24 protein-coding genes are annotated in these 25,792 nt (G+C 71.8%); 15 read left to right on the forward strand and 9 right to left on the reverse strand.

The window, feature by feature from the left end:
- Positions 1-27 precede the first annotated feature (27 nt).
- Positions 28-1,176 (reverse strand): PucR family transcriptional regulator, encoded by a 1,149-nt coding sequence (locus tag ACIRJT_RS21770; protein ID WP_403911491.1) that lies wholly within the window; start codon positions 1,174-1,176, stop codon positions 28-30.
- 191 nt (positions 1,177-1,367) lie between these two features.
- On the opposite strand from ACIRJT_RS21770, the gene ACIRJT_RS21775 reads away from it, so the two are divergent.
- Both ACIRJT_RS21775 and pruA read left to right on the forward strand, forming a co-directional pair.
- Positions 1,368-2,294 carry a proline dehydrogenase family protein gene (locus tag ACIRJT_RS21775; RefSeq protein WP_403911493.1) on the forward strand — a complete coding sequence of 309 codons (927 nt, stop codon included), beginning with the start codon at positions 1,368-1,370 and terminating at the stop codon, positions 2,292-2,294.
- 52 nt (positions 2,295-2,346) lie between these two features.
- Positions 2,347-3,978 (forward strand): L-glutamate gamma-semialdehyde dehydrogenase, encoded by a 1,632-nt coding sequence (gene pruA, locus ACIRJT_RS21780; protein ID WP_403911495.1) that lies wholly within the window; start codon positions 2,347-2,349, stop codon positions 3,976-3,978.
- 146 nt (positions 3,979-4,124) lie between these two features.
- On the opposite strand, the gene ACIRJT_RS21785 is transcribed toward pruA, so the two are convergent.
- Positions 4,125-4,835, reverse strand: a complete 711-nt coding sequence (locus ACIRJT_RS21785; protein WP_403911497.1) for a nitroreductase family protein — start codon at positions 4,833-4,835, stop codon at positions 4,125-4,127.
- Positions 4,836-5,049: 214 nt separating this feature from the next.
- Between ACIRJT_RS21785 and ACIRJT_RS21790 the strand changes: the two genes are divergently transcribed.
- Both ACIRJT_RS21790 and ACIRJT_RS21795 read left to right on the forward strand, forming a co-directional pair.
- A complete protein-coding gene (locus tag ACIRJT_RS21790; protein ID WP_403911498.1) occupies positions 5,050-6,111 on the forward strand; it encodes a S1 family peptidase in 1,062 nt (353 codons plus the stop codon).
- A 195-nt stretch (positions 6,112-6,306) separates the two neighbouring features.
- Complete coding sequence (locus tag ACIRJT_RS21795; RefSeq protein WP_403911500.1) at positions 6,307-6,858, forward strand: GNAT family N-acetyltransferase; 552 nt, start codon at positions 6,307-6,309, stop codon at positions 6,856-6,858.
- A gap of 15 nt (positions 6,859-6,873) precedes the next feature.
- On the opposite strand, the gene ACIRJT_RS21800 is transcribed toward ACIRJT_RS21795, so the two are convergent.
- On the reverse strand, positions 6,874-7,884 hold the full coding sequence (locus tag ACIRJT_RS21800) for an NADP-dependent oxidoreductase (RefSeq protein ID WP_403911502.1): 1,011 nt from the start codon (positions 7,882-7,884) through the stop codon (positions 6,874-6,876).
- A gap of 137 nt (positions 7,885-8,021) precedes the next feature.
- Here ACIRJT_RS21800 and ACIRJT_RS21805 point away from each other — a divergent pair, with 137 nt between their 5' ends.
- The 4 genes from ACIRJT_RS21805 (at position 8,022) to ACIRJT_RS21820 (ending at position 11,822) form a co-directional block, all read left to right on the forward strand.
- A complete protein-coding gene (locus ACIRJT_RS21805) occupies positions 8,022-8,951 on the forward strand; it encodes a LysR family transcriptional regulator (protein ID WP_403911504.1) in 930 nt (309 codons plus the stop codon).
- 228 nt (positions 8,952-9,179) lie between these two features.
- Positions 9,180-9,308: a hypothetical protein gene (locus tag ACIRJT_RS21810; RefSeq protein WP_402014444.1), complete on the forward strand. Its 129-nt coding sequence runs from the start codon at positions 9,180-9,182 to the stop codon at positions 9,306-9,308.
- Between the two features lie 111 nt (positions 9,309-9,419).
- Complete coding sequence (locus ACIRJT_RS21815) at positions 9,420-10,463, forward strand: 3-isopropylmalate dehydrogenase (RefSeq protein ID WP_402096129.1); 1,044 nt, start codon at positions 9,420-9,422, stop codon at positions 10,461-10,463.
- A gap of 255 nt (positions 10,464-10,718) precedes the next feature.
- The gene (locus tag ACIRJT_RS21820) at positions 10,719-11,822 is read left to right on the forward strand and encodes a branched-chain amino acid aminotransferase (RefSeq protein WP_403911506.1); all 1,104 of its coding nucleotides are present in this window, start codon (positions 10,719-10,721) and stop codon (positions 11,820-11,822) included.
- Between the two features lie 135 nt (positions 11,823-11,957).
- Here the strand turns inward: ACIRJT_RS21820 and ACIRJT_RS21825 are convergent, their stop codons facing one another.
- Entirely contained in the window at positions 11,958-12,467 is a 510-nt protein-coding gene (locus ACIRJT_RS21825; RefSeq protein ID WP_403911508.1) for a hypothetical protein, read from the reverse strand.
- A 205-nt stretch (positions 12,468-12,672) separates the two neighbouring features.
- On the opposite strand from ACIRJT_RS21825, the gene ACIRJT_RS21830 reads away from it, so the two are divergent.
- The 6 genes from ACIRJT_RS21830 (at position 12,673) to ACIRJT_RS21855 (ending at position 21,353) form a co-directional block, all read left to right on the forward strand.
- Positions 12,673-13,224, forward strand: coding sequence for an SUKH-4 family immunity protein (locus tag ACIRJT_RS21830; protein ID WP_403911510.1), 552 nt, complete (start codon positions 12,673-12,675; stop codon positions 13,222-13,224).
- A 108-nt stretch (positions 13,225-13,332) separates the two neighbouring features.
- The gene (locus ACIRJT_RS21835; protein ID WP_403911512.1) at positions 13,333-14,379 is read left to right on the forward strand and encodes an agmatine/peptidylarginine deiminase; all 1,047 of its coding nucleotides are present in this window, start codon (positions 13,333-13,335) and stop codon (positions 14,377-14,379) included.
- Complete coding sequence (locus tag ACIRJT_RS21840) at positions 14,376-14,990, forward strand: TetR/AcrR family transcriptional regulator (RefSeq protein ID WP_403911513.1); 615 nt, start codon at positions 14,376-14,378, stop codon at positions 14,988-14,990. The genes ACIRJT_RS21835 and ACIRJT_RS21840 overlap by 4 nt, the downstream gene beginning before the upstream one ends.
- A gap of 340 nt (positions 14,991-15,330) precedes the next feature.
- The gene (cimA, locus tag ACIRJT_RS21845) at positions 15,331-16,938 is read left to right on the forward strand and encodes a citramalate synthase (protein WP_403911515.1); all 1,608 of its coding nucleotides are present in this window, start codon (positions 15,331-15,333) and stop codon (positions 16,936-16,938) included.
- A 385-nt stretch (positions 16,939-17,323) separates the two neighbouring features.
- Entirely contained in the window at positions 17,324-19,912 is a 2,589-nt protein-coding gene (locus ACIRJT_RS21850) for a glycoside hydrolase family 3 N-terminal domain-containing protein (RefSeq protein WP_403911517.1), read from the forward strand.
- 58 nt (positions 19,913-19,970) lie between these two features.
- A complete protein-coding gene (locus tag ACIRJT_RS21855; RefSeq protein ID WP_403911519.1) occupies positions 19,971-21,353 on the forward strand; it encodes a hypothetical protein in 1,383 nt (460 codons plus the stop codon).
- Positions 21,354-21,553: 200 nt separating this feature from the next.
- Here the strand turns inward: ACIRJT_RS21855 and ACIRJT_RS21860 are convergent, their stop codons facing one another.
- From ACIRJT_RS21860 to ACIRJT_RS21870, 3 genes are read right to left on the reverse strand one after another with little or no spacing between them, the layout of a single operon-like run.
- The gene (locus ACIRJT_RS21860; protein WP_403911521.1) at positions 21,554-22,189 is read right to left on the reverse strand and encodes an SMI1/KNR4 family protein; all 636 of its coding nucleotides are present in this window, start codon (positions 22,187-22,189) and stop codon (positions 21,554-21,556) included.
- A gap of 41 nt (positions 22,190-22,230) precedes the next feature.
- Positions 22,231-22,470, reverse strand: coding sequence for an SCO4225 family membrane protein (locus ACIRJT_RS21865; protein WP_371628005.1), 240 nt, complete (start codon positions 22,468-22,470; stop codon positions 22,231-22,233).
- Positions 22,471-22,501: 31 nt separating this feature from the next.
- A complete protein-coding gene (locus ACIRJT_RS21870) occupies positions 22,502-23,506 on the reverse strand; it encodes a YdcF family protein (RefSeq protein ID WP_403911523.1) in 1,005 nt (334 codons plus the stop codon).
- A gap of 262 nt (positions 23,507-23,768) precedes the next feature.
- Here ACIRJT_RS21870 and ACIRJT_RS21875 point away from each other — a divergent pair, with 262 nt between their 5' ends.
- Positions 23,769-24,002, forward strand: a complete 234-nt coding sequence (locus ACIRJT_RS21875; protein ID WP_403911525.1) for a hypothetical protein — start codon at positions 23,769-23,771, stop codon at positions 24,000-24,002.
- 101 nt (positions 24,003-24,103) lie between these two features.
- Here the strand turns inward: ACIRJT_RS21875 and ACIRJT_RS21880 are convergent, their stop codons facing one another.
- Both ACIRJT_RS21880 and ACIRJT_RS21885 read right to left on the reverse strand, forming a co-directional pair.
- Positions 24,104-25,057: an ornithine cyclodeaminase family protein gene (locus ACIRJT_RS21880; protein WP_371626102.1), complete on the reverse strand. Its 954-nt coding sequence runs from the start codon at positions 25,055-25,057 to the stop codon at positions 24,104-24,106.
- 105 nt (positions 25,058-25,162) lie between these two features.
- Positions 25,163-25,759, reverse strand: coding sequence for a TetR/AcrR family transcriptional regulator (locus tag ACIRJT_RS21885; protein ID WP_403911527.1), 597 nt, complete (start codon positions 25,757-25,759; stop codon positions 25,163-25,165).
- Between the last annotated feature and the right edge of the window lie 33 nt (positions 25,760-25,792).

The raw sequence follows: 25,792 nt of genomic DNA on the forward strand, positions 1-25,792 counted from the left end.
CCGGGGCCCTACGGGTGGTGGACGCCCTTACAGCCGGGCCCGCTTCACCGCCATGTGCAGCAGCAGCCGGTCCTCGCCGTCGTTCAGGTCGAGGCCGGTGATCTGCTGGATCCGGGAGAGCCGGTAGTACAGCGTCTGGCGGTGGATGCCCAGCGCGGCGGCCGTCCGGCCCGCCTGGCCCGCGCAGTCCAGGAACACCTCGGCGGTGTGCGCCAGCTCCCGGTGCAGCGGGGTCAGCAGGGAGGCGACCGCCGGGTCCCCGGGGTCGCCTCCGGTGCCCGGGAGGGCGGTCAGCAGGCGGTACGGGCCGATCGCCGACCACTGGGCGACCGGGCCGAGGCGGGTCTCGGCCCGTGCCGCGCGGGCCGCCGCCGCGGCCTCGCGCCAGGAGACCGTCAGCTCGTCCAGGCCCCGGCGCGGCGTGGCGATGCCCCCGGTGGCGGCCGGGTCCGCGCCGGTACGCAGCCGGTCCGCGGCGCTCAGGGCCGGGTCGAGGCGGTCCGGCGCGCGCAGCCGTACGAGCGCGGCCAGGGCCAGGGGCCCGGCGGCCCCCGGCGCGGCGACCGTCGCCAGGGCGGCCGCCGACGCCACCCCTCGTACGGAGGGCGTGTCGTCCGCCCACGGCGTCACGCACACCACCGTGTGCAGCCCCTCCGCGTCCGGCCCCAGGGCCTCGCCCAGCGCGGCGACGGCGGTGTCGCGCTGCCTGCCGGGGCCCGCCGTGAGCACCGCCCCGAACTCCCGGGACAGGTCGGCGCCCGCCCGGGCCTCGTCGGAGAGCAGCGCCCCGATCCGGGCGGCGACCTCCATCGCGGCGGTCAGCTGCTCGTCGGTCGGGCCGGGATCGGCGTCGAGGAGCCAGACGTAACCGAGGACGACGCCCCGATGGCGTACGGGAAGGCAGATGCGGTCCCGGAACACCCCGGCCTCGGGGGCGGCGGGGATCCGGACGGGACCGGCCGCCCGGGTGATGCCGAACCCCTCGAACCAGGCGCGCACCGCGGGCGTGGAGCGCCGGGTCAGGATCGAGCGGGTGCGGACCGGGTCCATGGCGGAATCGTCGTCGCTGTCGTGGGCTCCGAAGGCGACCAGGCCGAAATCCCGGTTCTCCAGGGTGGCCGGAGCGTCGAGGAGGGCCGAGATCTCGTCGACCAGTTCCTGGTAATCGCCTGTCACTCCGCCATTCTGCACCTCTTCCCGCCTTTCTTCAGACAGATGTCTGAGATGGCGGCCACGGATGCGTGACAGGTGTCGATGGCACAGGATCGGAGCGGTCCCTAGATTTCACGGTGGTTATCCGTGCCGTACCGGTCCGTTCATGTTCGTGCCGTTACGGCCCTTCGTCCGTACATTCGTGGAGGTGCCCCGTGCTGGGTCCCGTGATTCTCGCCGCATCGCGCAGCGACAAGATGCGCCGGTTCGTCTCGGCCGCGCCCGGCACCAAGCAGGTCGTCGACCGCTTCATCGCCGGGGAGACCGTCGACCAGGTCGTGCCGATCGTGGAGGACGCCGCGGACAAGGGGCTGGAGGTCACGCTCGACGTCGTCGGCGAGGACATCACCACCCCCGCGCAGGCCGAGGCCGCCCGTGACGCCTACCTGGAGCTCGTCGAGCGTCTGAAGGACCTCGGCCTGGGCACCCGTGCCGAGATGTCCGTCAAGCTGTCCATGTTCGGCCAGGCGCTGGAGAACGGCCACGAGCTGGCCCTCGCCAACGTGCGCCCGGTCGTCGAGGCGGCGGCCGCCATCGGCACCACGGTCACCCTGGACGCCGAGGACCACACCACCCTCGACTCGATGTTCGCCATCCACGAGGAGCTGCGGAAGGACTACCCGGAGACCGGCTGCGTCATCCAGTCCTACCTGTTCCGCACCGAGGACGACGCCCGCAGGCTCTCCGCCGCGGGCAGCCGCGTACGCATCGTGAAGGGCGCCTACAAGGAGCCCGCCTCCGTCGCGTACCAGGACAAGGCCGAGATCGACAAGGCGTACGTCCGCATCACCCGGATCCTGATGGAGGGCGAGGGCTACCCGATGATCGGGTCCCACGACCCCCGTCTCATCGCCATCGCCCAGGAGCTGGGCCGCCAGACCGGGCGCAAACTGGACGAGTACGAGTTCCAGATGCTGTACGGCATCCGCAGCGACGAGCACGTCCGGCTCGCGGCCGAGGGCCACCGGATGCGCGTCTACACGGCGTACGGCACCGACTGGTACGGATACTTCATGCGCCGCCTCGCGGAGAAGCCGGCCAACCTGCTGTTCTTCGGCCGCTCGATCCTCACCAAGGGCTGAGCAGCCCCCGGGCTGACCCACACCCCGCCGACATCAAGGAGACAAGGCACTCATGGACGCCGTCACCCAGGTCCCCGCGCCGGTCAACGAGCCGGTTCACTCCTACGCCCCGGGCTCCCCGGAGCGCGCCCGCCTGGAGCTGAAGCTCAAGGAGCTCAGCGAGAACCCGATCGACCTGCCGATGACCATCGGCGGAGAGAAGCGGATGGGCGGCGGTGAGCGTGTGAACGTCGTGCAGCCGCACAACCACCAGGCCGTCATCGGCACCTTCGCCGGCGCCACCGAGCAGGACGCCCAGGACGCCGTCGACGCGGCCCTCGCCGCCGCTCCGGCCTGGCGCGCCATGGCCTTCGACGACCGCGCGGCGATCATCCTGCGCGCCGCCGAGCTGCTGGCGGGCCCCTGGCGCGAGACGCTGGCCGCCTCCACCATGCTCGGCCAGTCCAAGACCGCCCAGCAGGCCGAGATCGACACCCCCTGCGAGCTCATCGACTTCTGGCGCTTCAACGTGCACTACGCGCGCCAGATCCTCGCCGAGCAGCCCCCGGCGAACTCGCCGGGCGTGTGGAACCGCATGGACCACCGCCCGCTGGAGGGCTTCGTCTACGCGATCACGCCGTTCAACTTCACGGCCATCGCGGGCAACCTCCCCACCGCCCCGGCCCTCATGGGCAACGTCGTGGTGTGGAAGCCGTCCCCGACCCAGACCCACGCCGCCGTGCTGCTGATGCAGCTCCTGGAGGAGGCCGGGCTGCCCAAGGGCGTCATCAACCTGGTCACCGGCGACGGCATCGCCGTCTCCGAGGTGGCGCTGAACCACCGCGACCTGGCCGGCATCCACTTCACCGGCTCGACCCCCACCTTCCAGCACCTGTGGAAGACGGTCGGCAACAACATCGCCAACTACCGCACCTACCCGCGGCTCGTCGGCGAGACCGGCGGCAAGGACTTCGTCGTCGCGCACCCCAGCGCCGACCGCGCCGTCCTGAAGACCGCGCTGACCCGCGGCTCCTTCGAGTTCCAGGGCCAGAAGTGCTCGGCGTCCTCGCGGGCGTACGTCCCGGCCTCCATCTGGAACTCCGGCTTCAAGGAGGAGTTCGCGGCCGAGGTCGACTCGATCACGATGGGCGACGTCACCGACCTGACGAACTTCATCGGAGCCGTCATCGACGAGCGCTCGTTCGCCAAGAACAAGGCCGCGATCGACCGCGCGAAGTCCGACCCGGCGTGCACCGTCGTCGCCGGCGGCACCTACGACGACTCGGTGGGCTACTTCGTCCGCCCGACCGTCATCGAGTGCTCCGACGCCGAGAGCGAGGTCTTCACGACCGAGTACTTCGGCCCGATCCTCGCGATCCACGTCTACGAGGACGAGAAGTACGACGCCATGCTGGAGCAGATGGAGTCGGTCTCCGACTACGCGCTGACCGGCTCGGTCATCTCGGGCGACCGCGCGGCCGCCGCGTACACGATGGACAAGCTCCGCTACGCCGCGGGCAACTTCTACATCAACGACAAGTCGACCGGCGCCGTCGTCGGCCAGCAGCCCTTCGGCGGCGGCCGTGCCTCCGGCACCTGCGACAAGGCGGGCGCCCCGCAGAACCTCCAGCGCTGGACCCTGACCCGGGCCATCAAGGAGACGCTGGTCCCGCCGACCGACTACACCTACCCCCACCAGGGCTGACGCCCTCCCGGGGCGCCGCAGCACGACGCCCCGGACCCGGGGTCTCCCCGCGACGGAAGACCCCCCAGAGCACCGCCCCCCGACCGGCCCCCCTGCCGGCCGGGGGGCGGTTTCCATGAGGCGGGGGCCCTGGCCGGGCCGGCGGCTCAGACCTCCACGAACACCTGGTCCAGCGACTTGCGCACCAGGTCGGGGACCTCGCAGTCGTCGGCGGGATAGCCGACGGGGATCACGGCGAAGGCCTTCTCGTTCTCGGGCCGGTCCAGGACCTCGCCGAGGAAGCGCATCGGGCTCGGTGTGTGGATCAGCGCGGCGAGACCGGACAGGTGCAGGGCGGTGAGGAGCATGCCCACCGCGATCCCGACCGACTCGTCCACGTAGTAGTGCTTGCGCTTCGTGCCGTCCTCGCCCAGCCAGTAGCGCTGCTGGAACACCACGATCAGGGCGGGCGCGTCCGTCATGTGGGCCTTGACCGCGTCGGTGCCCAGAGGGCGCAACGCGGCGAGCCACTCCTCGCCGAGCCGCCCGTCGTAGCTGACCTTCTCCTCGTGCTCGGCGGCCTCCCGGATCCGGCGGCGTACCTCGGGATCCTTGACCAGGACGAAGGTCCACGGCTGCTGATGGGCGCCGGAGGGCGCGGTGGCCGCGCACGCGACGGCGTCGCGCAGCACCTGCTCGGGGACCGGGTCGGGGGAGAAGGCGCGGACGGTCCTGCGCTCGTCCATGCGCTCCCGAAGCCGGGCGGCGCGGGCGAGGGACTCCTCGGGGGCGATCCGGTCGGGGCGGTAGGGCGCGGGACGGTACGGGTCGCCGTGGGTGGGCGACCACTGCCGGTGCGTGGGCGTCGTGTCGGACATGGCCGCAGTGTGCGCGGTGGGGGAGGCCCGGGGGAAGCGGTGCTTCGGACAGGCGCGGGACCGGTCCCGGTCAGTGTCCGCTGACCGGGACCGGCTGTCCGCCCTCCGACGCTCCCGGTGTGCTCCAGGTCGGGCGGTCTTGTGGATTGGGTAATGAGCATGTCAAATTCCTTCTCGGTACGTCCCCACACGTCACCCCAGAAGGAGCTCCCCCATGAGACGCAACTCCCGCGCGCGCCTGGGCGTTTCCCTGCTGCTCGTCGCCGGCGCCCTCGGAGCCGCGCCCTCCACCGCCGCCGACACCCCGGCACCCGCCCCCTCGGCGATCCCCGCCCCGTCCGCGTACGCGCTCGACGCCGCCGTCGAGCGGCAGCTCGGGGCCGCCACCGCCGGAAGCTACCTCGACGCGAAGACCGGGAAGCTGGTCGTCACCGTCACCACCGACCGGGCCGAGGAGCAGGCCCGCGCCGCCGGGGCCACCGTCCGCCGGGTGGCCCGCAGCGCCGCCCAGCTCGGCGCCGCGATGGAGACCCTGGAGGCCGAGGCCAAGATCACCGGCACCTCGTGGGGTGTCGACCCGCGCACCAACCGGGTCGCCGTCGAGGCCGACTCCTCCGTCTCCGCACGGGACATGGCCCGCCTCGAAGCCGTCGCGGAACGGCTCGACGGCGCGGTCGACATCAAGCGCGTACCGGGCGTCTTCCATCGCGAGGTACTGGGCGGCGGAGCGATCTACGGCGGCGGCAGCCGCTGCTCGGCGGCCTTCAACGTCACCAAGGGCGGGGCCCGCTACTTCGTGACCGCCGGACACTGCACCAACATCTCCGCCAACTGGTCGGCCGGCTCCGGCGGTCCGGTCGTCGGTGTCCGGGAGGGCACCAGCTTCCCGACCAACGACTACGGCATCGTCCGCTACACGGACGGCTCGTCGCCCGCCGGGACCGTCGACCTCTACAACGGCTCCACCCAGGACATCGGCTCGGCCGCCAACGCCGTCGTCGGCCAGGCGATCAAGAAGAGCGGATCCACCACGAAGGTGACCTCCGGCACGGTCACCGCCGTCAACGTCACCGTCAACTACGGCGACGGACCCGTCTACAACATGGTCCGCACCACCGCCTGCTCGGCCGGCGGCGACAGCGGTGGCGCGCACTTCGCCGGTTCCGTCGCCCTCGGCATCCACTCCGGCAGCTCCGGCTGCTCGGGCACCGCGGGCTCGGCCATCCACCAGCCGGTCACCGAGGCGCTCTCCGCGTACGGCGTGACGGTGTACTGAGCCGCCACCGTCTCTCCGCGCACGGCGTGACGGCGCGGTCAAGCCGCCACCGTCACCACCGCCGCAGCACCGCCGCCGCACCGGCGCTGCTCGACCCCGCCCGCCCGGACCACCGCGCACCACGGTCCGGGCGGGCCCGTGCGCGGCGTCGATATTCGGTGTCGGGCGGGGGAGGGGCCTGGCAGGCTCAGGGCCATGGACCGGTCCCCCGCACTGCGCGTCGCCCACACCTCCGAGCTCACCGCCTCCGAACCGGGCCGGATCCGCGCCCTGCTCGACACCGCCTTCGACGGCGACTTCGCCGACGAGGACTGGGAGCACTCCCTCGGTGGCGTCCACGTCCTGGTACGCGCCGGAGACGGCCTCCTGATCGCCCACGGCAGCGTCGTCCAGCGCCGGGTCCTGCACGCGGACCGTTCCTACCGCGCCGGATACGTCGAGGCCGTCGCCGTCCACGCCGACCACCGCCGCCAGGGTTACGGCCACCGGGTGATGGCCGCGCTGGAGCGTGTCGTCGACACGGCCTACGACTTCGGGGCCCTGTCCGCCTCCGACGCCGGCGCGGCGCTCTACGCGGCGCGCGGCTGGCAGGTGTGGCCGGGCCAGCTCGCAGCCCTCGGCCCGGCGGGCCCCGTCCCGCTGCCCGAGGAGGAGGGCACCACCTACATCCGCCCCGCGGCCGGACGGCCCCTGCCCGCGCCCGGCGACCCGCTCCAGTTCGACTGGCGGGAGGGCGACCTGCTGTGACGGGCGGGGCGGGTCTCAGTCGGCGATCCGGATCAGCATCTTGCCGGTGTTCTCGCCCCGCAGCATCCCGAGGAACCCGTCCACCGTCCGCTCGAAACCGTCCACGACGGTGACGTCGGGCACGACCAGCCCACTGCGCAGACGCGGCACCACCAGCGCGTCCAACTCCGACTGTGCGTCCGGGTGGTTGCGCACCAGCACCCCTTCCAGGCGCAGGCTCTTCTCCACGATGTCGAAGAGGTTGCGCGGAGCGGCGGGCGGTTCGTGCGCGGAGTGGTATTGGGAGATGGCGCCGACCCAGGCGATCCGCCCGTGCTCACGGAGGGTGGAGATCGCGCCCTCCAGATGGTCCCCGCCGACGTTGTCGACGTAGGCGTCGATGCCGTCCGGGGCCGCTTTCGCCAGCAGTTCGCCGACCGGGCCGTCGTGGTAGTCGAAGGCCGCGTCGAATCCGAGCTCCGCGGTCAGCCGGGCGACCTTCGCGGGTGTTCCCGCACTCCCGATCAGGCGTCCGGCTCCGAGCAGTCGCGCGATCCGCCCCACCGCGGTGCCGACCCCGCCCGCCGCCGCCGAGACGAAGAGGTCCTGACCTGCCCGGAACTCCAGCGTCCGGGTGAGCGCCACATAGGCCGTGAGCCCGGTGCCGCCGAGTATCGAGAGGTGGGCGGTGAGCGGGACCCCCTCGTACGCGGGCACCGGACGCGTTCCGCCTCCACCTGGTGTCACCAGGGCGTGGGTCCGCCAGCCCGCGCGGTGCAGGACGAGGTCGCCCTCCGCGAGGCCGGGGGCCCGGGAGGCCGTCACCCGGCCGAGGGCGCGGCCCTCCAACGGGACCCCCAGCTCCCAGCCGCCGTCCATCTCCTCGCGGTGGTACGGGTCGACCGAGAGGTAGAGGTTCTCCACCACCGCCGTACCGGGAGCCGGTTCCGGCACGGGTGACTCGTCGACGGCGAAGAGATCCGCTGTCGGGAAGCCGTGCGGGCGGGCGGCGAGGTGGAAGGCGCGGGCGGTGCGCTGTGTCGTCATGCCGCTGAGGTTAGGAGGGGGTACGGCGGTCGGGCAGGGGGTGGCGTCGATGGAAGAATCGTTTCCATGAGCAGCTTTCATGTGTCCGGTGCGCCGGAGGGGCCGCGTGGGGTCCGGGACCGGCGGCGGGTGGCGCGATGAACGACCTCCTCCCGCAGGAGCTCCGCGTCATCGCCGCCGTCGCCGAAGCACGCGGATTCTCGGCCGCCGCCCGGACCCTCGGCATGACGCAGTCCGCCGTGTCCCACTCCGTACGCGCCAGCGAGCGCAAGGTCGGCGCGGTGCTCTTCGAGCGCGGGCGGCGCGGGGCGGCGCCCACGCCGGCCGGCGACCTGGCCGCCGGGCACGCCCGGCGCATCCTGCGGCTGCTCGAAGTGCTGGGCGCCGAGGCCCGCGGGGCCGCCGCCGCGTCCGGCGGTGCGTCCGGTGGTGCGGACGCGGTGGGCGGCCCGCTGCGGATCGCCGCTTTCCGCAGCGCCGCCCTGTACCTGCTGCCACCGGTGCTGGCACGCCTCACCGCCCGCCATCCCGGGATCGAGCCGGTGGTCCGGATGGTCCGCGAGGTGGGCCGGGGTACGGCCGGCGAGGTGCTGGACGGCCGGGCGGACCTGGCTCTCGCGACGCTCGGGACCACCTCACCGGTGCCGCCGGGGCTGGTCGGAGGCGTACTGCTGGAGGAGGAGTACGCCCTGGTGCACCCGGCCGGACACGCGACGCCCCGCACGCTGCCCCTGGTCGACTGGGCCGAGAACTGCACCTCGTACACCCGCGACTGGTGGGCGGCCCAGGACTGGATCCCCCGGGCGACGGTCGAGGCCGAGGACGACGGGGCGGTGCTCTCGATGGTGTCCCGCGGCCTCGGCATGGCGATCATGCCCGGTCTGTCCCTGTACGGAGCACCCGACGGAACGGAGATCACTGCTCTCGGGCCAGACCGTCCCACCCGTCGGGTGGGCTATGTCACCACTCCTGAGCAGGCGCGATCGCTCGTGGTGCAGGCGTTGATCCGGGAGCTGCGCACGGAGCGCGCGAAGGTGACCGTCTCAGATAGTAGGAAGTCCGAGTAACTGTGGAGACAGGACGGCTCCGCTGTCCTAGCTTGGTAGGAGCCGAACGAATCGCTCGATCGAGCGACCGGCGGATGCGGGCGCACGCCCCGAAGCAGGCAACCCCTGCGGCGTACGCTCCCCGCCCCTTCCGGCGCCTCGAAATCCGATCCCGGCCCGGCCTCGGCGCCGCACCGCGATGTGCGGCCCGCCCCCGGCGTCCATGCGATCTCAAGGAGTCGATCCATCATGACCACCACCACCGCTCGTCGCGTCCGTCACGCCGCCCGTCCGTCCGAGTCGGACCGCAAGAACGCCGCCGCCGCTCTCCAGCGCGCCCTGGACCGCCGGGACAACGGCGGCTCGACCGGCCACTGAGCCGCCCGCGTACCGCTCGCCCCCACCCAGAACGCCCCGAACGCCCTTACGTCCCGTCCGAATGGTGGACACCGGATGTCATGGGGTGGGACGCACCGTTAGGCTTCCGGCATGTCTCGCAGCATCGATCTCGCAGTGATCCCCGGTGACGGAATCGGCCAGGAAGTCGTGGCCCAGGGCCTCAAGGTCCTCAACGCTGTCCTCCCGCAGGATGTGAAGCTGGAGACCAAGGAGTACGACCTCGGCGCCCAGCGCTGGCACCGCACCGGCGACACCCTCCCGGACGCGGAGCTGGAAGCCCTCAAGAACCACGACGCCATCCTCCTCGGCGCGATCGGCGACCCGTCCGTGCCGTCCGGCGTCCTGGAGCGGGGGCTGCTGCTGAAGCTGCGTTTCGCGTTCGACCACTTCATCAACCTGCGGCCCTCCAAGCTCTTCCCGAACACCGCGACCCCGCTCGCCGGCCGCCCCGACATCGACTTCGTCGTCGTGCGCGAGGGCACCGAGGGCCCGTACACCGGCAACGGCGGCTCGCTGCGCACCGGCACCCCCGCCGAGGTCGCCACCGAGGTCAGCCTCAACACGGCGTACGGCGTCGAGCGCGTGGTCCGGGACGCCTTCGAGCGCGCGGCGGCCCGCCCGCGCAAGAAGCTGACGCTGGTCCACAAGAACAACGTCCTCGTCTACGCCGGCCACCTGTGGAAGAACACCTTCGACCGGGTCGCCGCCGAGTATCCGCAGGTCAGCACCGACTATCTGCACGTCGACGCCGCGACGATCTTCTTCGTCACCCAGCCGGAGCGCTTCGACGTCATCGTCACCGACAACCTCTTCGGCGACATCCTCACCGACCTCGCCGCCGCCGTCTCCGGCGGTATCGGCCTGGCCGCCTCCGGCAACATCAACCCGACGGGCGCGTTCCCGTCGATGTTCGAGCCGGTCCACGGCTCCGCCCCCGACATCGCGGGGCAGGGCAAGGCCGACCCGACCGCCACGGTTCTCTCCGTCGCCCTCCTGCTGCGCCACCTCGGCTACGAGGCCGAGGCCGCGCGCATCGAGGACGCCGTCTCCGCCGATCTCGCGGAGCGCGACGGGGCCGCCACGCGTACGACCGACGAGATCGGCGACGCCCTCGCGGTACGCGTAGCGGGCTGATCCGACGACTCCCTTCGAAGCCGCCGGGTCAGCGAAAGCACCCGGCGGCTTCACCTGTGCGGCCCTGGGTGCCACCATCGACCCCTGGACCGCATTCACACCATTTCGTGCACGGCCCCCCGCAAGTGATAATCGAACGCGGGGCCGTGGCTCGCGGTAAAGCTCGGACGTCCTAGGACCTGGCCGAACAGCGTCGGGCACGAACAGGCGTGAGCGCGGTCCATCACACACAAGACCGGTGAAGGACACGCACTCATGACGACGCCCACGATCGAGCTCAAGCCCTCCTCGAACCCGCTGTCCGACGCGGAGCGCGAGGCGATCCTGGCCAACCCCGGATTCGGCCGGCACTTCACCGACCACATGGTGACCATCCGCTGGACCGAGGGCCGGGGCTGGCACGACGCCCAGCTGGTCCCCTACGGCCCGCTGTCGCTGGACCCGGCCAACATGACCCTGCACTACGCGCAGGAGATCTTCGAGGGGCTGAAGGCCTACCGCCAGCCCGACGGCACGGTCGCCTCCTTCCGCCCCGACGCCAACGCCCGCCGCTTCCAGCGCTCGGCCGCGCGCCTGGCCATGCCCGAGCTGCCCGTCGAGACGTTCATCGAGGCGTGCGACGCGCTGGTGCAGCAGGACAAGGCGTGGGTCCCGGCCCACGGCGGCGAGGAGTCCCTCTACCTGCGCCCCTTCATGATCGCCACGGAGGTCGGCCTCGGCGTGAAGCCGGCCAACGAGTACCTCTTCCTGGTCATCGCCTCGCCCGCCGGCGCCTACTTCCCCGGCGGCGTGAAGCCGGTCTCCATCTGGCTCTCGGAGAACCGCGTCCGCGCCGTCCCCGGCGGCATGGGCGACGCCAAGACCGGCGGCAACTACGCCGCCTCCCTCCTCGCCCAGGCCGAGGCCGCCGCACACGGCTGTGCCCAGGTCGCCTACCTCGACGCGGTCGAGCACAAGTGGGTCGAGGAGCTCGGCGGGATGAACCTCTACTTCGTGTACGCCCAGGAGGACGGCTCGAAGAAGATCGTCACCCCGTCCCTCACGGGCTCGCTGCTGGCCGGCGTCACCCGCGACTCCCTCCTGAAGGTCGCCCGCGACCTCGGTTACGGCTCCGAGGAGGGCCGGATCTCCATCGACCAGTGGCGCGACGACACCGCGAAGGGCGCCCTCGTCGAGGTCTTCGCCTGCGGCACGGCGGCCGTCATCACCCCCGTCGGCCTGGTCAAGTCCGAGGGCGGCGAGTGGACCCAGGGCGAGGGCGGGCCCGGCGAGGTCACCATGAAGCTCCGGGAGCGTCTTCTCGACATCCAGCGCGGTGTCGTCGAGGACACCCACGGCTGGATGCACCCGCTCGGCTGAGGGCTGTCCCGCCGGGAATCGCGGGACAACCTTCAGGGACCCGCGTCCCCGGACCGTCAGGGCCTGCATGCTCCGGCATGCGGGCCCTGACGGCAGGATCCATGCGCCGGAACGGGCGAGGCCCAGCCTCCGGGGTTACTCGAGCCAGGAAATGTCGTTGAGGTCGTCCGACAGCGGGACGGACTCCCAGAAGTCGACAAGATGTTCCGGAGCCTCTGTGGAGTTGCCGAAGGTCACCGTGATTCTGAGCAAACCCTGATCGCGATGGATCGACGTGCGCCGCTCTCTCTCGACCAGACAGCCGGAAGAGCTGCCGCGGAATTCGACGCACATGATCTGCACGGGAGCGGTGGACGCGCGGGCGCCCCCGAACAGGGCGGAGCGCAGAACGGCCTTCCTGTTCTCGATGTGTGTCGATTCATGACCAAGAAAACGGACGCCTTCGGGCAAGCGTTCCGGAAGCAACGACGGCAGGCCTGGATTCTGCGCCGTATATGTCCTCATATAAGACTCTCCGTAGAGAGGGTCTTCGTTCTTGTCGGGCAGGAGAAGATACCCGGCGCCGACGAGTGCAACGATAAGGAAAAGGATTTGCGGCGGCCTTGCGTGCAATATCGAGACATCCCGAATGATCGGCCTGGTCACATGAAGTTCCTTACCTCGGTGGCGACGGAACCTTCGGTGGCGGTCCGGTGCGTGAGCCGGCGTGAGTGCTCCCATGGCCGTCACGGGTGCTCATCCTAGAGGTGTGATCATTCGGCGGGACCGGAACTGTTCGCACCGCCACCGCCACCCGCCCGGGGCGCGGCCGCTGCCTCCGGCCGCCCTCACGAAACGTGAAGGTCCCAGCATGAACTCCCTCCTCACCGCCGACGATGTGCGCTCCGTGTTCGGCCTGACGGGCGTAGTCCACTTCCCCCGCTACGAAGCGCCGCACCACCGGCTCGACGACCGCACAGCGCTCGTCCTGAGCACCATCGGCCTCCCCGACACCGAATGGTTCATGTCGAGGGCGAGCCTGCGCGCGGACGACCTCATCGACCTCGTCGGCTGGTGCGGCAGCCGAGGCGCCGTCCCCGACTCCTGTCGGCACTGGCTCGTGCTCGGACTCTTCGCCGACACCACGCTCGCCCTCGACCCGGACCGAGGGACCGTTCATGCCCTCGGCGAGGGAGTGAACGGACTGCTTCACAAACCGATCCACCGCGACGTGGAATCCCTTGTGTACGCGCTGACCCGGTTCGAGACGCTGCACCGGCAACTGGCGAACGACGACGAAGAGGCCGAGGGACGCGTGGACGCCCTGCGCGCTGAAATCACCTCGGTCGACCCGCTCCCCTTCGCTGACGAGGACTCACCGTGGCACCTCGCCCTCGAAGAGGTCGTCGACGGCATCTGGTAGTGCCGTGCCCTGAGGATAGAGCGCCGCTCGAACCATGTGGAAACGGCTTCCGCGCGGGCGTGGCATGTCGTTAGAGTGGCACTCTAACCACTGCGACCAGGAGCCACCATGTCCCTCACTCCCGCCCCCTCCTTCCGCATGCCCCCCGAGTGGGCCCCCCACGAGCGCACCTGGATGGCCTGGCCCGGGCCCAACCCCACCTTCGCCTCCGACGCCGAGCTGGACGAGGCCCGCCGCGCCTGGGCCGGTGTCGCCCGGGCCGTGCGGCGCTTCGAGCCGGTGACCATGGTCGTCGGGCCTGGCCAGGAGGAGAGTGCGGCGGCGCTGCTCGGACCGGACGTGGAACTGGTCGTGCGGCCGCTCGACGACGCCTGGATGAGGGACATCGGCCCCACCTTCGTCACCGACGGCCGGACGCTCGCCGCCGTCGACTGGACATTCAACGGCTGGGGCGCCCAGGGATGGGCCCGCTGGGAGCACGACCAGCACATCGCCCGGGCCGTCGCCGAGCTGGCCGGCGCCCCCGCCCACAGCTCCCCGCTCGTCAACGAGGGCGGCGCGATCCACGTGGACGGCGAAGGCACCGTCCTGCTCACCGAGACCGTCCAGCTCGGCGAGGAGCGCAACCCCGGCTGGAGCAGGGAGCAGGTCGAGGCGGAGGTCCACGCCCGCCTCGGCACCGAGAAGGCCGTCTGGCTGCCCCGGGGGCTGACCGGCGACTACGGGACGTACGGCACGCTCGGCCATGTCGACATCGTCGCCGCCTTCGTCCGCCCGGGCACCGTCGTCGTCCACGCCCAGCCGGACCCCGCCCACCCCGACCACGAGGTCACCCGGGAGAGCCTGGCGATCCTGCGGGCCGCCACCGACGCCAGGGGTCGCGCCCTGGAGGTCGTCGAGGTGCCCGCGCCCACCGTCCTGTGCGACGAGGACGGGGAATGGGTCGACTACTCCTACGTCAACCACTACCTCTGCAACGACGCCGTCATCCTCTGCGCCTTCGACGACCCGCGCGACGAGGAGGCCGCCGCGATCTTCCGCGGTCTCTTCCCGGACCGTACGGTGGCCCTCGTCGACGCCCGTACGATCTTCGCCGGCGGTGGAGGCATCCACTGCGTCACCCAGCAGCAGCCGAAGGTCCGAGCGAACCCATGACCCATGCCCCCCGTCGTACCCACCACGCCGCCCCGCCCCGCGAGGACGTCCTCGCCGCCGCCATGGCCACCGTCGCCGAGCGCGGGCTCGACGGGCTGACCATGGCCGGGCTGGGGCGGGAGGTGGGGATGAGCAGCGGGCACCTCCTCTACTACTTCCGCACCAAGGACGAACTGCTCCTCCAGACCCTGGAGTGGAGCGAGCGGCGACTCGGGGCCGAGCGCGGCGCCCTGCTCGCCCGGCCGGGGACGGCCCGCGAGCGGCTGGAGGCGTACATCGACCTCTATCTGCCCGCCGGGCACCGGGACCCCCACTGGACGCTCTGGCTGGAGGTCTGGGGCCGCTCGCAGGACGCCGACGACGACGCCCGCGTCCGCCAGGCCGCGATCGAAGGCGTCTGGCACCGTGACCTGGTGGCACTGCTCGCCGAGGGGGTATCGCGCGGCGAGTTCCGGCCCGTGGACGCCGACCGGTTCGCCGCCCGGCTGCGGGCGCTGCTCGACGGGTTCAGCATCCATGTGACGGTCGGCATCCCGGGGACGGGGCGCGAACAGGTGCTGGCGCAGGCGGCGGAGTTCCTCGACGAGACGCTGACGCCGGGCGCCCGTTGAGCGGTGCGTCCAGCATCACGACCGCATCCTGAGACGACGCCGTCACGGGGCCGACGCTGTGCCAGACTGCTCCCGTGTCCTCGTTCGTCATGATTATTGGCAGCAGGCGCGCCGGTCCGCAGTGACCGTCCCGTACCACCCCGTACGGCGCGGCCATCGTGCCCCAGACCCGCGCGCAGACCTCTCGCACCCGCGAGGGGTTTTTTCGTTTTCCGGCCCGTACCCGGGCCGGGGCGAGGCGCGCGAGATGATGGGGGCAAGTGGAGCTGGGGCCTGTTCCGGGTTCCCCGAACAGGCCCAGACCGTCCGGATCCACTCATCCGACAGGAGTCAGATCAGCATGACCACCAAGGCCAACGCCACCGACGACAGTTTCCATGTCTTCGACACCACACTGCGCGACGGTGCTCAGCGTGAGGGCATCAACCTGACGGTCGCCGACAAGCTGACCATCGCCCGTCATCTGGACACCTTCGGTGTGGGGTACATCGAGGGCGGCTGGCCGGGGGCCAACCCGCGCGACACGGAGTTCTTCGCCCGCGCCCAGCAGGAGATCACGTTCGAGAACGCCCAGCTCGTGGCGTTCGGAGCGACCCGCAGGGCCGGCGGCAGCGCGGCCGAGGACCCTCAGGTGAAGGCCCTCCTGAACTCCGGCGCCCCGGTGATCACGCTGGTGGCCAAGGCACACGACCGGCATGTGGAGCTGGCCCTGCGCACCACCCTGGAGGAGAACCTGGAGATGGTCCGCGACACCGTCTCCCACCTCCGCGAGCAGGGCCGCCGGGTCTTCGTGGACTGCGAGCACTTCTTCGACGGCTACCGCGCCAACGCCGAGTACGCGAAGTCCGTGGTCCGCACCGCGTACGAGGCGGGCGCCGAGGTCGTCGTCCTCTGCGACACCAACGGCGGCATGCTCCCCGCGCAGGTCCAGGCCGTCGTCTCCACGGTCTTCGCCGACACCGGCGCACGGCTCGGCATCCACGCCCAGGACGACACCGGCTGCGCCGTCGCCAACACCCTGGCCGCCGTCGACGCCGGTGCCACCCACGTCCAGTGCACGGCCAACGGCTACGGCGAGCGGGTCGGCAACGCCAACCTCTTCCCCGTCGTCGCCGCCCTGGAACTCAAGTACGGAATGAAGGTGCTGCCCGAGGGCGCGCTCGCCGAGATGACCCGCATCTCGCACGCCATCGCCGAGGTCGTCAACCTCACCCCCTCCACCCACCAGCCGTACGTCGGCGTCTCGGCCTTCGCCCACAAGGCCGGACTGCACGCCTCCGCGATCAAGGTCGACCCCGACCTCTACCAGCACATCGACCCCGAGCTGGTCGGCAACACCATGCGGATGCTCGTCTCCGACATGGCGGGCCGTGCCTCCATCGAGCTGAAGGGCAAGGAGCTCGGCATCGACCTCGGCGACGACCGCGCCCTGGTCGGCCGGGTCGTGGAGCGGGTCAAGGAGCGCGAACTCCAGGGCTACACCTATGAGGCCGCCGACGCCTCCTTCGAACTGCTGCTGCGCGGCGAGGTCGAGGGCCGGGCCCGGCGCTACTTCCGCACGGAGTCCTGGCGGGCCATCGTCGAGGACCGCCCCGACGGCACCCACGCCAACGAGGCCACCGTGAAGCTCTGGGCCAAGGGTGAGCGGATCGTCGCCACCGCCGAGGGCAACGGCCCGGTCAACGCGCTGGACCGGGCGCTGCGCGTCGCCCTGGAGCGGATCTACCCGCAGCTCGCCAAGCTGGAGCTGGTCGACTACAAGGTCCGCATCCTGGAGGGCCGCACGGGCACCGAGTCCACCACCCGCGTGCTCATCACCACGGGCGACGGCACCGGCGACTGGGCGACCGTGGGGGTCGCCGAGAACGTCATCGCCGCCTCCTGGCAGGCGCTGGAGGACGCGTACACCTACGGACTGCTGCGCGCGGGCGTCGAGCCCACGGAGTAACCTCCGGGCAGCACGCCCAGGACCGCACCGCGTGTGAGCCGCCGCCCGTCACCGGGTGGCGGCTCACACGCGTTCCCCGACGCCCTCGCCGCCCACCGGCCCGAGCCGAGAAAGTGCCAACGCACTGCACGGGAAGGGTAGTTGCTCGGCATCTCCGCCGACCGCTTCGCTGCCTGCGCCGCATCGTCCAGTTGAGGGAACGGTCGGACTTCTCGGTCGTGTCCATCACCCGCGACCTCCCCCTCCTGATCGAATTCCCGGACCGGATCGCGATCACGAACGGGGGCTGCTCCCCGTTCGGACAACCGCCCCGAGAAGAGAGTGCTCCCGGATGCCCCGCACACCGCACCTCCCCTCCCGGCCCCGGAAGCGCCGGAGCAGAACCGTGACGGCCGCCCTCGCCGCCGCGGCCGTGCTGGCCACCCTGCCGGCCCGGGGCGGTGGCGCGGACGACCACGGCATCGACCAGGCTCTCGGGATCGCCGGGACGGGGAGCCACGCACTCACCGTGCCCGGCGGCGTGCCCGGCACGTTCGCGATGGACGCCGTCGAGCCGGACGGCAAGGCGGCCCCGGCGCTCACCGCGAGCGTCCTCACCGACACGGCGGTCCGTCCGGTGAGGAACGGCGCAGACGCCCGGATCGAGCTCTCCGTCGCCACCACCGGCTCCGCGCCCACGAAGGAGCCCGTCACCGTCACGTACGCCACGAGGGGCGGCACCGCCGAGGCCGGGAAGGACTACGCCCCGGTCACCGGCAGCCACACCTTCCCCGCGGGCACCGCCTCCGGCACCACCCACCGGATCACCGTCCGCACGGCGAAGGCGTCGAGGCCCGCCGTCGCGAAGACGATCCCCCTGGAGCTGGTCGTCACCGGAGCCAAGGCCCCCGAGGAGAACCCTCAGTTCGTCATCGACGCGCACGGACTCCCGTACCAGAACGCGAAGCTGCCCGTGGAGCAGCGGGTGGCGGATCTGCTGGCGCGCATGTCGCCCGCCGAAAAGGCCGGCCAGATGACCCAGGCCGAGCGCAACGCGCTCCGCGCCCCCGGCGACATCGCCGCCCACCACCTCGGCTCACTGCTCTCCGGCGGCGGCTCGGTCCCCACTCCCAACACGGCGGCCGCCTGGGCGAAGATGACCGACGCCTACCAGCTGCGCACCCGGACCACCCGCTTCCAGATCCCGCTGATCTACGGCGTGGACGCGGTTCACGGGCACAACAACGTGGTCGGCGCGACGATCATGCCGCACAACATCGGCATCGGCGCGGGCCGCGACCCGAAGAGCGCGGAGCGGACCGGCGCGATCACCGCGAAGGAGGTCCGCGCCACCGGCGTTCCGTGGGACTTCGCGCCCTGCGTCTGCGTCACCCGCGACGAACGCTGGGGCCGCTCCTACGAGGCGTTCGGCGAGGACCCCGCCCTGGTCGAGGCCATGGAGACGGTCATCCAGGGCATGCAGGGCAGCCCGTCCGGGAAGGACCTGCACCGCAACGACAAGGTGCTCGGCAGCGCCAAGCACTTCGTCGGCGACGGCGGCACCGCGTACGGCTCCTCCACCACCGGCTCGTACACGGTCGACCAGGGCGTCACCGAGGTCACCCGGCAGGAGTTGGAGGCCGTCCACCTCTCCCCGTTCGAGGAGTCGGTGAGGCGGGGCGTCGGCACGGTCATGCCCTCGTACTCCTCGCTGGACGTCCTGGGCGACGACCGGGGCCCGGTGAAGATGCACGCCGGCGCCGAGATGATCAACGACGTCCTCAAGGACCGGATGGGCTTCGAGGGCTTCGTCATCAGCGACTGGCAGGCCATCGACCAGCTTCCCGGCGACTACGCCGACGATGTCGTCACGTCCATCAACGCCGGACTCGACATGATCATGGTCCCGACCGCGTACCAGGACTTCACGAAGACGCTGAAGGACGAGGTCGCGGCGGGCCGCGTCACCGAGGCCCGGATCGACGACGCCGTCGCCCGCATCCTCACCCAGAAGTTCCGCCTCGGCCTCTTCGAGAAGCCGTACGCGGACACCACCCACCTGGAGAAGGTCGGCTCGGCCGAGCACCGAGCGGTGGCCCGTGAGGCGGCGGCGAAGTCCCAGGTCCTGCTGAAGAACGAGGGCTCGGTCCTCCCGATCGAGGCGGACCGGAAGGTGTACGTCGCCGGGTCCAACGCCGACGACATCGGCAACCAGGCCGGTGGCTGGACCATCAGCTGGCAGGGCTCCTCCGGGAGGACCACCACCGGCACGACGATCCTGGAGGGCATGCGAAAGGCGGCCCGGACCCCCGAGGCCGTGACGTTCTCCCAGGACGCCTCCGCCGCCACGGACGGCCACGACGTCGGAGTGGTCGTCGTCGGCGAGACCCCGTACACCGAAGGCGTCGGCGATGCCGGCAACGGCCACGACCTGGAACTGACGGCCGCGGACCGGGCAGCGGTCGACAAGGTCTGCGCCGCCATGAAGTGCGCCGTCCTCATCGTCTCCGGCCGCCCGCAGCTCATCGGCGACCGGCTCGGGAAGATCGACGCCCTGGTGGCCTCCTGGCTGCCCGGCTCCGAGGGCGACGGTGTGGCCGACGTCCTCTACGGCAGGCGCGCCTTCACCGGACAGCTCCCGGTGACCTGGCCGAAGTCGCAGGCCCAGCTCCCGATCAACGTGGGGGACACGACGTACGACCCGCAGTTCCCCTACGGCTGGGGCCTGACCACCCTGAAGGAGCCCCCGACCGGTGGGGAGCCGGCCCTCGCGGCCCTCGCCGCCGCCGCCCGGGCCGCCGAGAAGGCGCACCTGGGGAGGACCCCGGCGGGCAGGGCGATCGTGGACCGGGCCCGGCTGCTCGTCCAGCGGAAGATCGACGGGACGTTCACCCAGGAGGTCTCGAAGCCGTTCGCGGAGGCGGACCACCTGTTGCTCACCGGCGACCTGACCGGAGCGGTGGCCCGGCTGCGCACGGCGTACCGAGCAGCGTAGGAACGGGGCGCTCCGGGCGGGCGACGGCGTTCGCCGCCCGTCTGGAGTAGCGTTAAGTATGAGGAAAAGGCTTTTTCCCGCGCTGCTGGCGGGCCTGCTGCTCATCTTCGCAGCGGCGGCTCTCGCCCTGACCTCCCCCGCGTCGGCCGCGCCCACCGCGACCATCCAGGACGCCGCCCAGGCCCTGCGGGACGACCCCGTCCACGTGGACCCGGGCGCTCGCGACCAGCTCTCCGTCGCTGACGAGAAGGCCCTGGAGAACAAGATCACGGACGCCGACAAGCCGGTGTTCGTGGCGGTCCTCCCCGATACCCCGGCCTTCCCCGAGGAAGGCCTTCTGGAGACCCTGCGCAGCGACACCGGCATCACCGGCGTCTACGCGATACGCCTCGGCGACGGCTTCGACGCGGGCGCCGACCCGCAGGTCATGCCCACCCGGGCGATCGACAACCTCACTGCCTCCGTCGAGAACCCCACCACCGCCGGGGACACGAACACCCAGCTCAACGCCTTCGTCGACCGTGCCGTCGAACAGGCCCGGGGCTCCGCCCCCGCCTCCTGGTCCGGCGGAGGGGGCGCAGCGGACGGGGCCGGTGCGCCGGTCGGCGGCCTGATCACGCTCGGCGCGCTGGTCGCGGCGGGCGGCGCGGGCGCGTACGCGATCTCCCGCCGCAACAAGCGCCGCAAGGAGGAAGAGGAGCGCGCCGCGCTCGACAAGCTCCGCGTCGTCGTCGACGAGGACATCACCGCGTACGGCGAAACCCTGGAACGCCTGGACTTCCACCCCGCCGAACCGGGCGCGGACGACACCATGCGCGCCGACTACGAACGGGCCCTGGACTCCTACGAGAGCGCCAAGACCAAGATGGACAGGGCCGGACACCCCTCGGACGTCCGGGGAGTCACCCAGTCCCTGGAGGACGGCCGCTACTCCCTCGCGGTCCTGGAGGCCCGCCGCACCGGCGCGGAGATCCCGGCCCGCCGCCCGCCGTGCTTCTTCGACCCGCGCCACGGCCCCTCGGTCGCCGACGTGCTCTGGACCCCGTCCGGCGGCGCGTCCCGCGAGGTCCCGGTCTGCGGCGCGGACGAGGCGAGGCTCACCCGGGGCGAGGACCCCATGAGCCGCACGGTCGACGTCGGCGACGGCAACCGCCGCCCGTACTGGGAAGCGGGCCCGGCGTACGGCCCCTGGGCGGGCGGCTACTTCGGCGGCGGCCTGCTCCCCGGCCTCCTGGTCGGCACCATGCTCGGCTCGATGCTCGCCACCCCGGCGTACGCCTCCGAGTACGGCGGCGGTGACTTCGGCGGCGGTGAGGGCGGCGACTGGGGCGGCGGCGACTTCTCCGGCTCCGACTTCGACGCCTCGGGCTTCGGCGGGGGCGGCGGTTTCGGCGACGGCGGAGGCTTCGGCGGGGGCGGCTTCGACGGCGGCGGGTTCTGAGCCCCCGCCGCCGTCCTCCAGCGCCCCGGGTTCCGGCGGATCACCTCAGCCGGGCCCCGGGTTCCGGCTGAGGCGATCCCGGTCCGCGGACGGCCCCGGGGCGGGCCGACGTGCAAGGGCCGAAGCTCGGAGTCGATCCTCTCCCGGCGCCGCCAGCAGGGCATTTCGCACCCGATTCCCGACGGGGCCGACGGGCCGACTCAGTTGTCGTCCTCCTCGTCCTCCTCCATGCTCGCGTACCCGGAGTGGAACAGCGCTGAGAAGCTGGGGTACTCCGTGGTGTCGCCGTACTTCGGTGTGAACTCGTAGGCGGCCCACTCGCCGTCCGGCCCGACGTCGGTCGGATCGAGCAGCCAGAAGTCCTCTCCCCGGGCGATCTCGATGGACCGGCGGAACAACTCCACGACTCCCTCGTTGCCGGGTATCGAGGCGTAGATCTCGGTCACGCGTCCGCCGGCCTCGCTGTCCCGCATCCACACGACGCCGTCGCACGGATGGACGCTGTCCACCCAGCCGTCGAGGCACTTCCACCCGTCGCTCGCCAGGAAGAATCCCCGCAGGCCGGGCGGGAACCGCACTCCGAGCCGCTCCTCGGACGCCGCCAGAGCTTCCTCCGGGGCAGGGGCTTCGCCCAGCCACGGCTCAACCCGCTCGTCCTGGTCCAGAGCCTCCAGCTGATCCTCGTCCAGCAGGTCGACCAACTCTTGCTCGTCGGCACGGACCTTCACGTACAGCTCGCCGTACCGCTCCAGAAAGACACGCCATTCCTCCGGCGTGGTCGGGGCGCCGGCAACTTCATTCTCTTCAGGCCCAGTTGTCTCAGTCACGCCGATCATGGTGCCAGGTGGCTCTGACAATGCCGATGGCCGACGAGAGGTCAGGCGTTGCTCACACCGCCCGCGGTGGCGTGGGCCCACTGTTGCGTGATGCGGCGGTACAGGGCACCGAGCGCGGCGGCCTGGACGATGGCACCGCGGGGAACGCCTGTCAGCCCCACGGGACCGGCGGCGAGGAACACCGAGGTCGGTGCGGTGGCCAGGACGGCCCACGACCCGGCGGAGCCGGCGTCTCCGGAGGAGGAAGCCGGGACGGCATCCACGGTCACCCACAGACACACCGCGAGCCCGACATGATCCAAACGAAAGGCCCTAGGCCGCGTACCAGGCGGCCACCCCGCCGAGGATGATGATCACGCACATCGCCGTATTGCTGCGCCGGTAGTCCACGAGGATCGCGGTGAACTCGCGGAGCGTCGCGTTGGGCCAGAAGTACGCGGCCGTGGGCGAGCCCACCACCTGCCCCCGGATCCGGACCCGCCGGGCGGTGAGGGCGGCGCGGAAGGCGTGGTAGTTGTTCGTGACGACGACGCACCGGTAGTCGGGCTTGGCCTCCTCCATGATCGCCTTGCTGAACCGCAGGTTCTCCTCGGTGTTCGTCGACCGGTCCTCCCGCTCGACGAGATGCGCCGGAAAGCCCTCGGCCACCAGGAGGTCGGCCATGGCGTGGGACTCCGGAAGGTCCTCGTCGGGCCCCTGTCCGCCCGAGGTGATGAGCACGGGGGACCCGCCGCGCCGGGAGAGCCGTGCGTGCACCTCCCGCCCGCGCTTCAGCCGGCTCGCGAGCAGCGGCGGCACGGTGGAGCCGCCGACGAGCCCCGAGCCCAGCACCACCACGAAGTCGGCCCTGCGGCGCACCCGCAGCCGCCCGTAGAGGAACGCGTAACAGACGAAGCACAGGAACAGGAACGAGAAGTAGAGCGCCAGCCCGCCGGCCGCCGTCGCCGCGCCGATCAGCACCGGTGTCCGCAGCGCGGCGGCGATGGCGAGCAGGGCGACCACGGCGAGGATGGCCAGGGCCGCCAGCAGGGAGAGCAGATTCGTCGGGCTCCTGCCCTCCTTGCGCAGCATGCGTACGCCGTTGAGGAACAGGAAGCACGTCAGTACGAGCACCGCCACCGCCCCCAGGCCCAGCAGCGACCACACCACGACCGCCGCGGAGGCGGAGCCGGAGTCGACCAGCCGGTACAGCAGACCCGCCAGCGCACAGAGCGCGGCGAGCCCCAGGACGACGGCGTTACTGAACTTGCGGCGCTCGCGCAGCACGCTCACACAGAAGACGAGGAAGAGGAGCGCCGCCGGGGCGTAGACCACCATGCGCACAGACTATGCAGCGCTCCGGGAGCCGTTGACGGCGAGGTGGGGGCGGGGCCGGAGGGGCCGGTGCGACCGGTGGCCGGACGCTGTGCCAGGCTCCGGGCCATGAGACGGAGCTTCAAGCCGCACGGCGGCCTGGGCGGCCTGGCGCCCGGCGAGTTGCGCCGCGCTGACGCCGCCTCCGCCGCTCGTTGACGGTGAACCGTGAGGGTGATCCTCGATCGGGGCGTGCCCTTTGCGGGGTCCGAGCCGTTGAACCGGCATGAAGAAGCGAAGCGTACTCGCCGCCGTCACCCTCGCCACCGGAGCGGTCATCGCCGCGATCAGCCCGCACCCGGGAGGCGGGGACACCGCACACGCCGCCGAGCCGCCCATCAGCCTGGGCGCGCTGGACAACGTCGGCGAGCTCGGCACGCTGGTCGACGGCGCGGCGGGGGCCACCACCTCCACCGCCGGCACGGTCACCAGCACCGTGGAAGGCGCCCGGCTCAGCTGACCCGGCTGGGAACGGGGGTGGGGGCGGCCGAAGGGGCGCCTCCGCCCCCGTTCCCGTTCCCGGCATTCCGCCGACGGGCCCGGCCGCCCGTGCGGCCCCGGTCAGGCCAGAAAGTCGACCTGTGGGCAGGAGCCCGCTCCGGCGGCGGCCCGGTGGACGGGCCAGGCCAGGGCGAGGTCCTGCCAGGGCAGTCCCACGGGGGCGTAGACGGTGATCTGGTCGCCGCTCTCGCGACCGGGCCGCTCACCGTGGAGCACCTGCCCGAAGGAGGCGTGCGCGGCGTCCGCGTCCAGCCCGCTGTTGCCGAGGGCCCCCATGGCGACCGCGAGTTCGAGGTCGTCGACCACGGTGAGGGCGCGTCGCAGCGCGTCGGCGGCGAGTTCGACCTTGCCGGGTTCATCGGCGCCGAGCGTGGTGACGTGCATGCCGGGTCGCAGATCGGAGGCGTCGAGCAGCGGGCTGCGTGACCAGGTCGCCAGGACGACGATGTCCCCACGTGCAGCGGCGCGCCGAGGTTCGGTGACCGTCTCGACCGGGATGCCCAGAAGGCGTTCGTGTTCCGCGGCGAACGCGGCCGCCCGTGCGGGATCGGTGTCGCACACCGTCAGCCCGGTCAGTTCACGCAACCGGGCGAGACCCCGCAGCACCATCCGGGCCTGGGCGCCCGCACCGACGACGCTCACCGATCCCGCGTGGTCGGCGGCGAGTGCGTGCGTCGCCAGAGCCGCGGCCAGCCCGGTGCGCCAGGCCGTGACCGTCGCCGAGTCGAGCACCGCCAGCAGCTCTCCGTCCGCCAGGTCGTGCAGGCAGACGAGCCCGCGCAGAGCGGGCGCCGCGTCGGGGAACTTCGCGTTGACCTTCACCGTGTAGGCCGGAATCCCTTCGATCACTCCGGGCAGCAGCGCTGTCGCCGTGCCCGGACCGGGAAGATCCGTCCGCACCCGCAACGGCCGAACGTCCGGACCGGCCGCGAGGAAGCCCGCGCGCAGTCCGGTCATCACGGTGTCGGGGTCGAGCAGTTCGGTGATGCGGGAACGCGTCAGTAGCAAGGTCACCCGGCCACCTTCGCCGGTCGGTCGCGGACCTGGCAACTTCGAGGAAATCGCCCGATCCCGGCACCCCGCCGGGCGGTGGTGCGCCCCCGACGTACTGGTCGTACCTCAGCCGCCCGACGTATCCGGCCTATCGATCCCGTACGACCTCACGAGGCGGGCCAACTGCCGCCCCGCCGCCAGGAGGGGCTCCTCGCTCCGGTTGACCTGGGCGGTGACCTCGGCGCCCTCCATGGCGCTGATGGCGGTGGTAGCCAGCTCGCGGGCGGCCTCCACCGGGAATCCGCAGCCCAGCAACTTGTCGCGGACGAGCCGCTCCCAGCTGTTCAGCGCTTCGGCGCAGACCTGCTGGAGCTCCGAGTCGGTCCCGAGCGTCTCCAGGGCCGCCGCCGTCACCGGGCAGCCGTCGACCCAACCCGACTCCTTGAGCCCGGTGGCCAACTGGCGGGTGCAGGAGACCATCGCCTCCGCCGGGTCGGACTCGCCGTCCAGGGCTTCCTCCAGCAGCGCTGCGAACTCCTGCGCGCTGTACCGGATCGCGACGACCGCGACGGACTCCTTCCCGCCCGGGAAGAAGTGGTAGATCGATCCCAGCGTGGCCTGCGACTCCGCGGCGATCTGCTTGATGCCGGTGCCGACGTAGCCCTGCCGCTGGATGAGGCGCGCGGTCGCCACGACGATCCGGTCCCGGGTGCTGGTCTGCATGCGGTCACTGTAGCGGGTGCTGGGTAGAGCGTT

It is taken from the genome of Streptomyces sp. NPDC102283 (genome assembly GCF_044766265.1).
GTDB lineage: Bacteria > Actinomycetota > Actinomycetes > Streptomycetales > Streptomycetaceae > Streptomyces.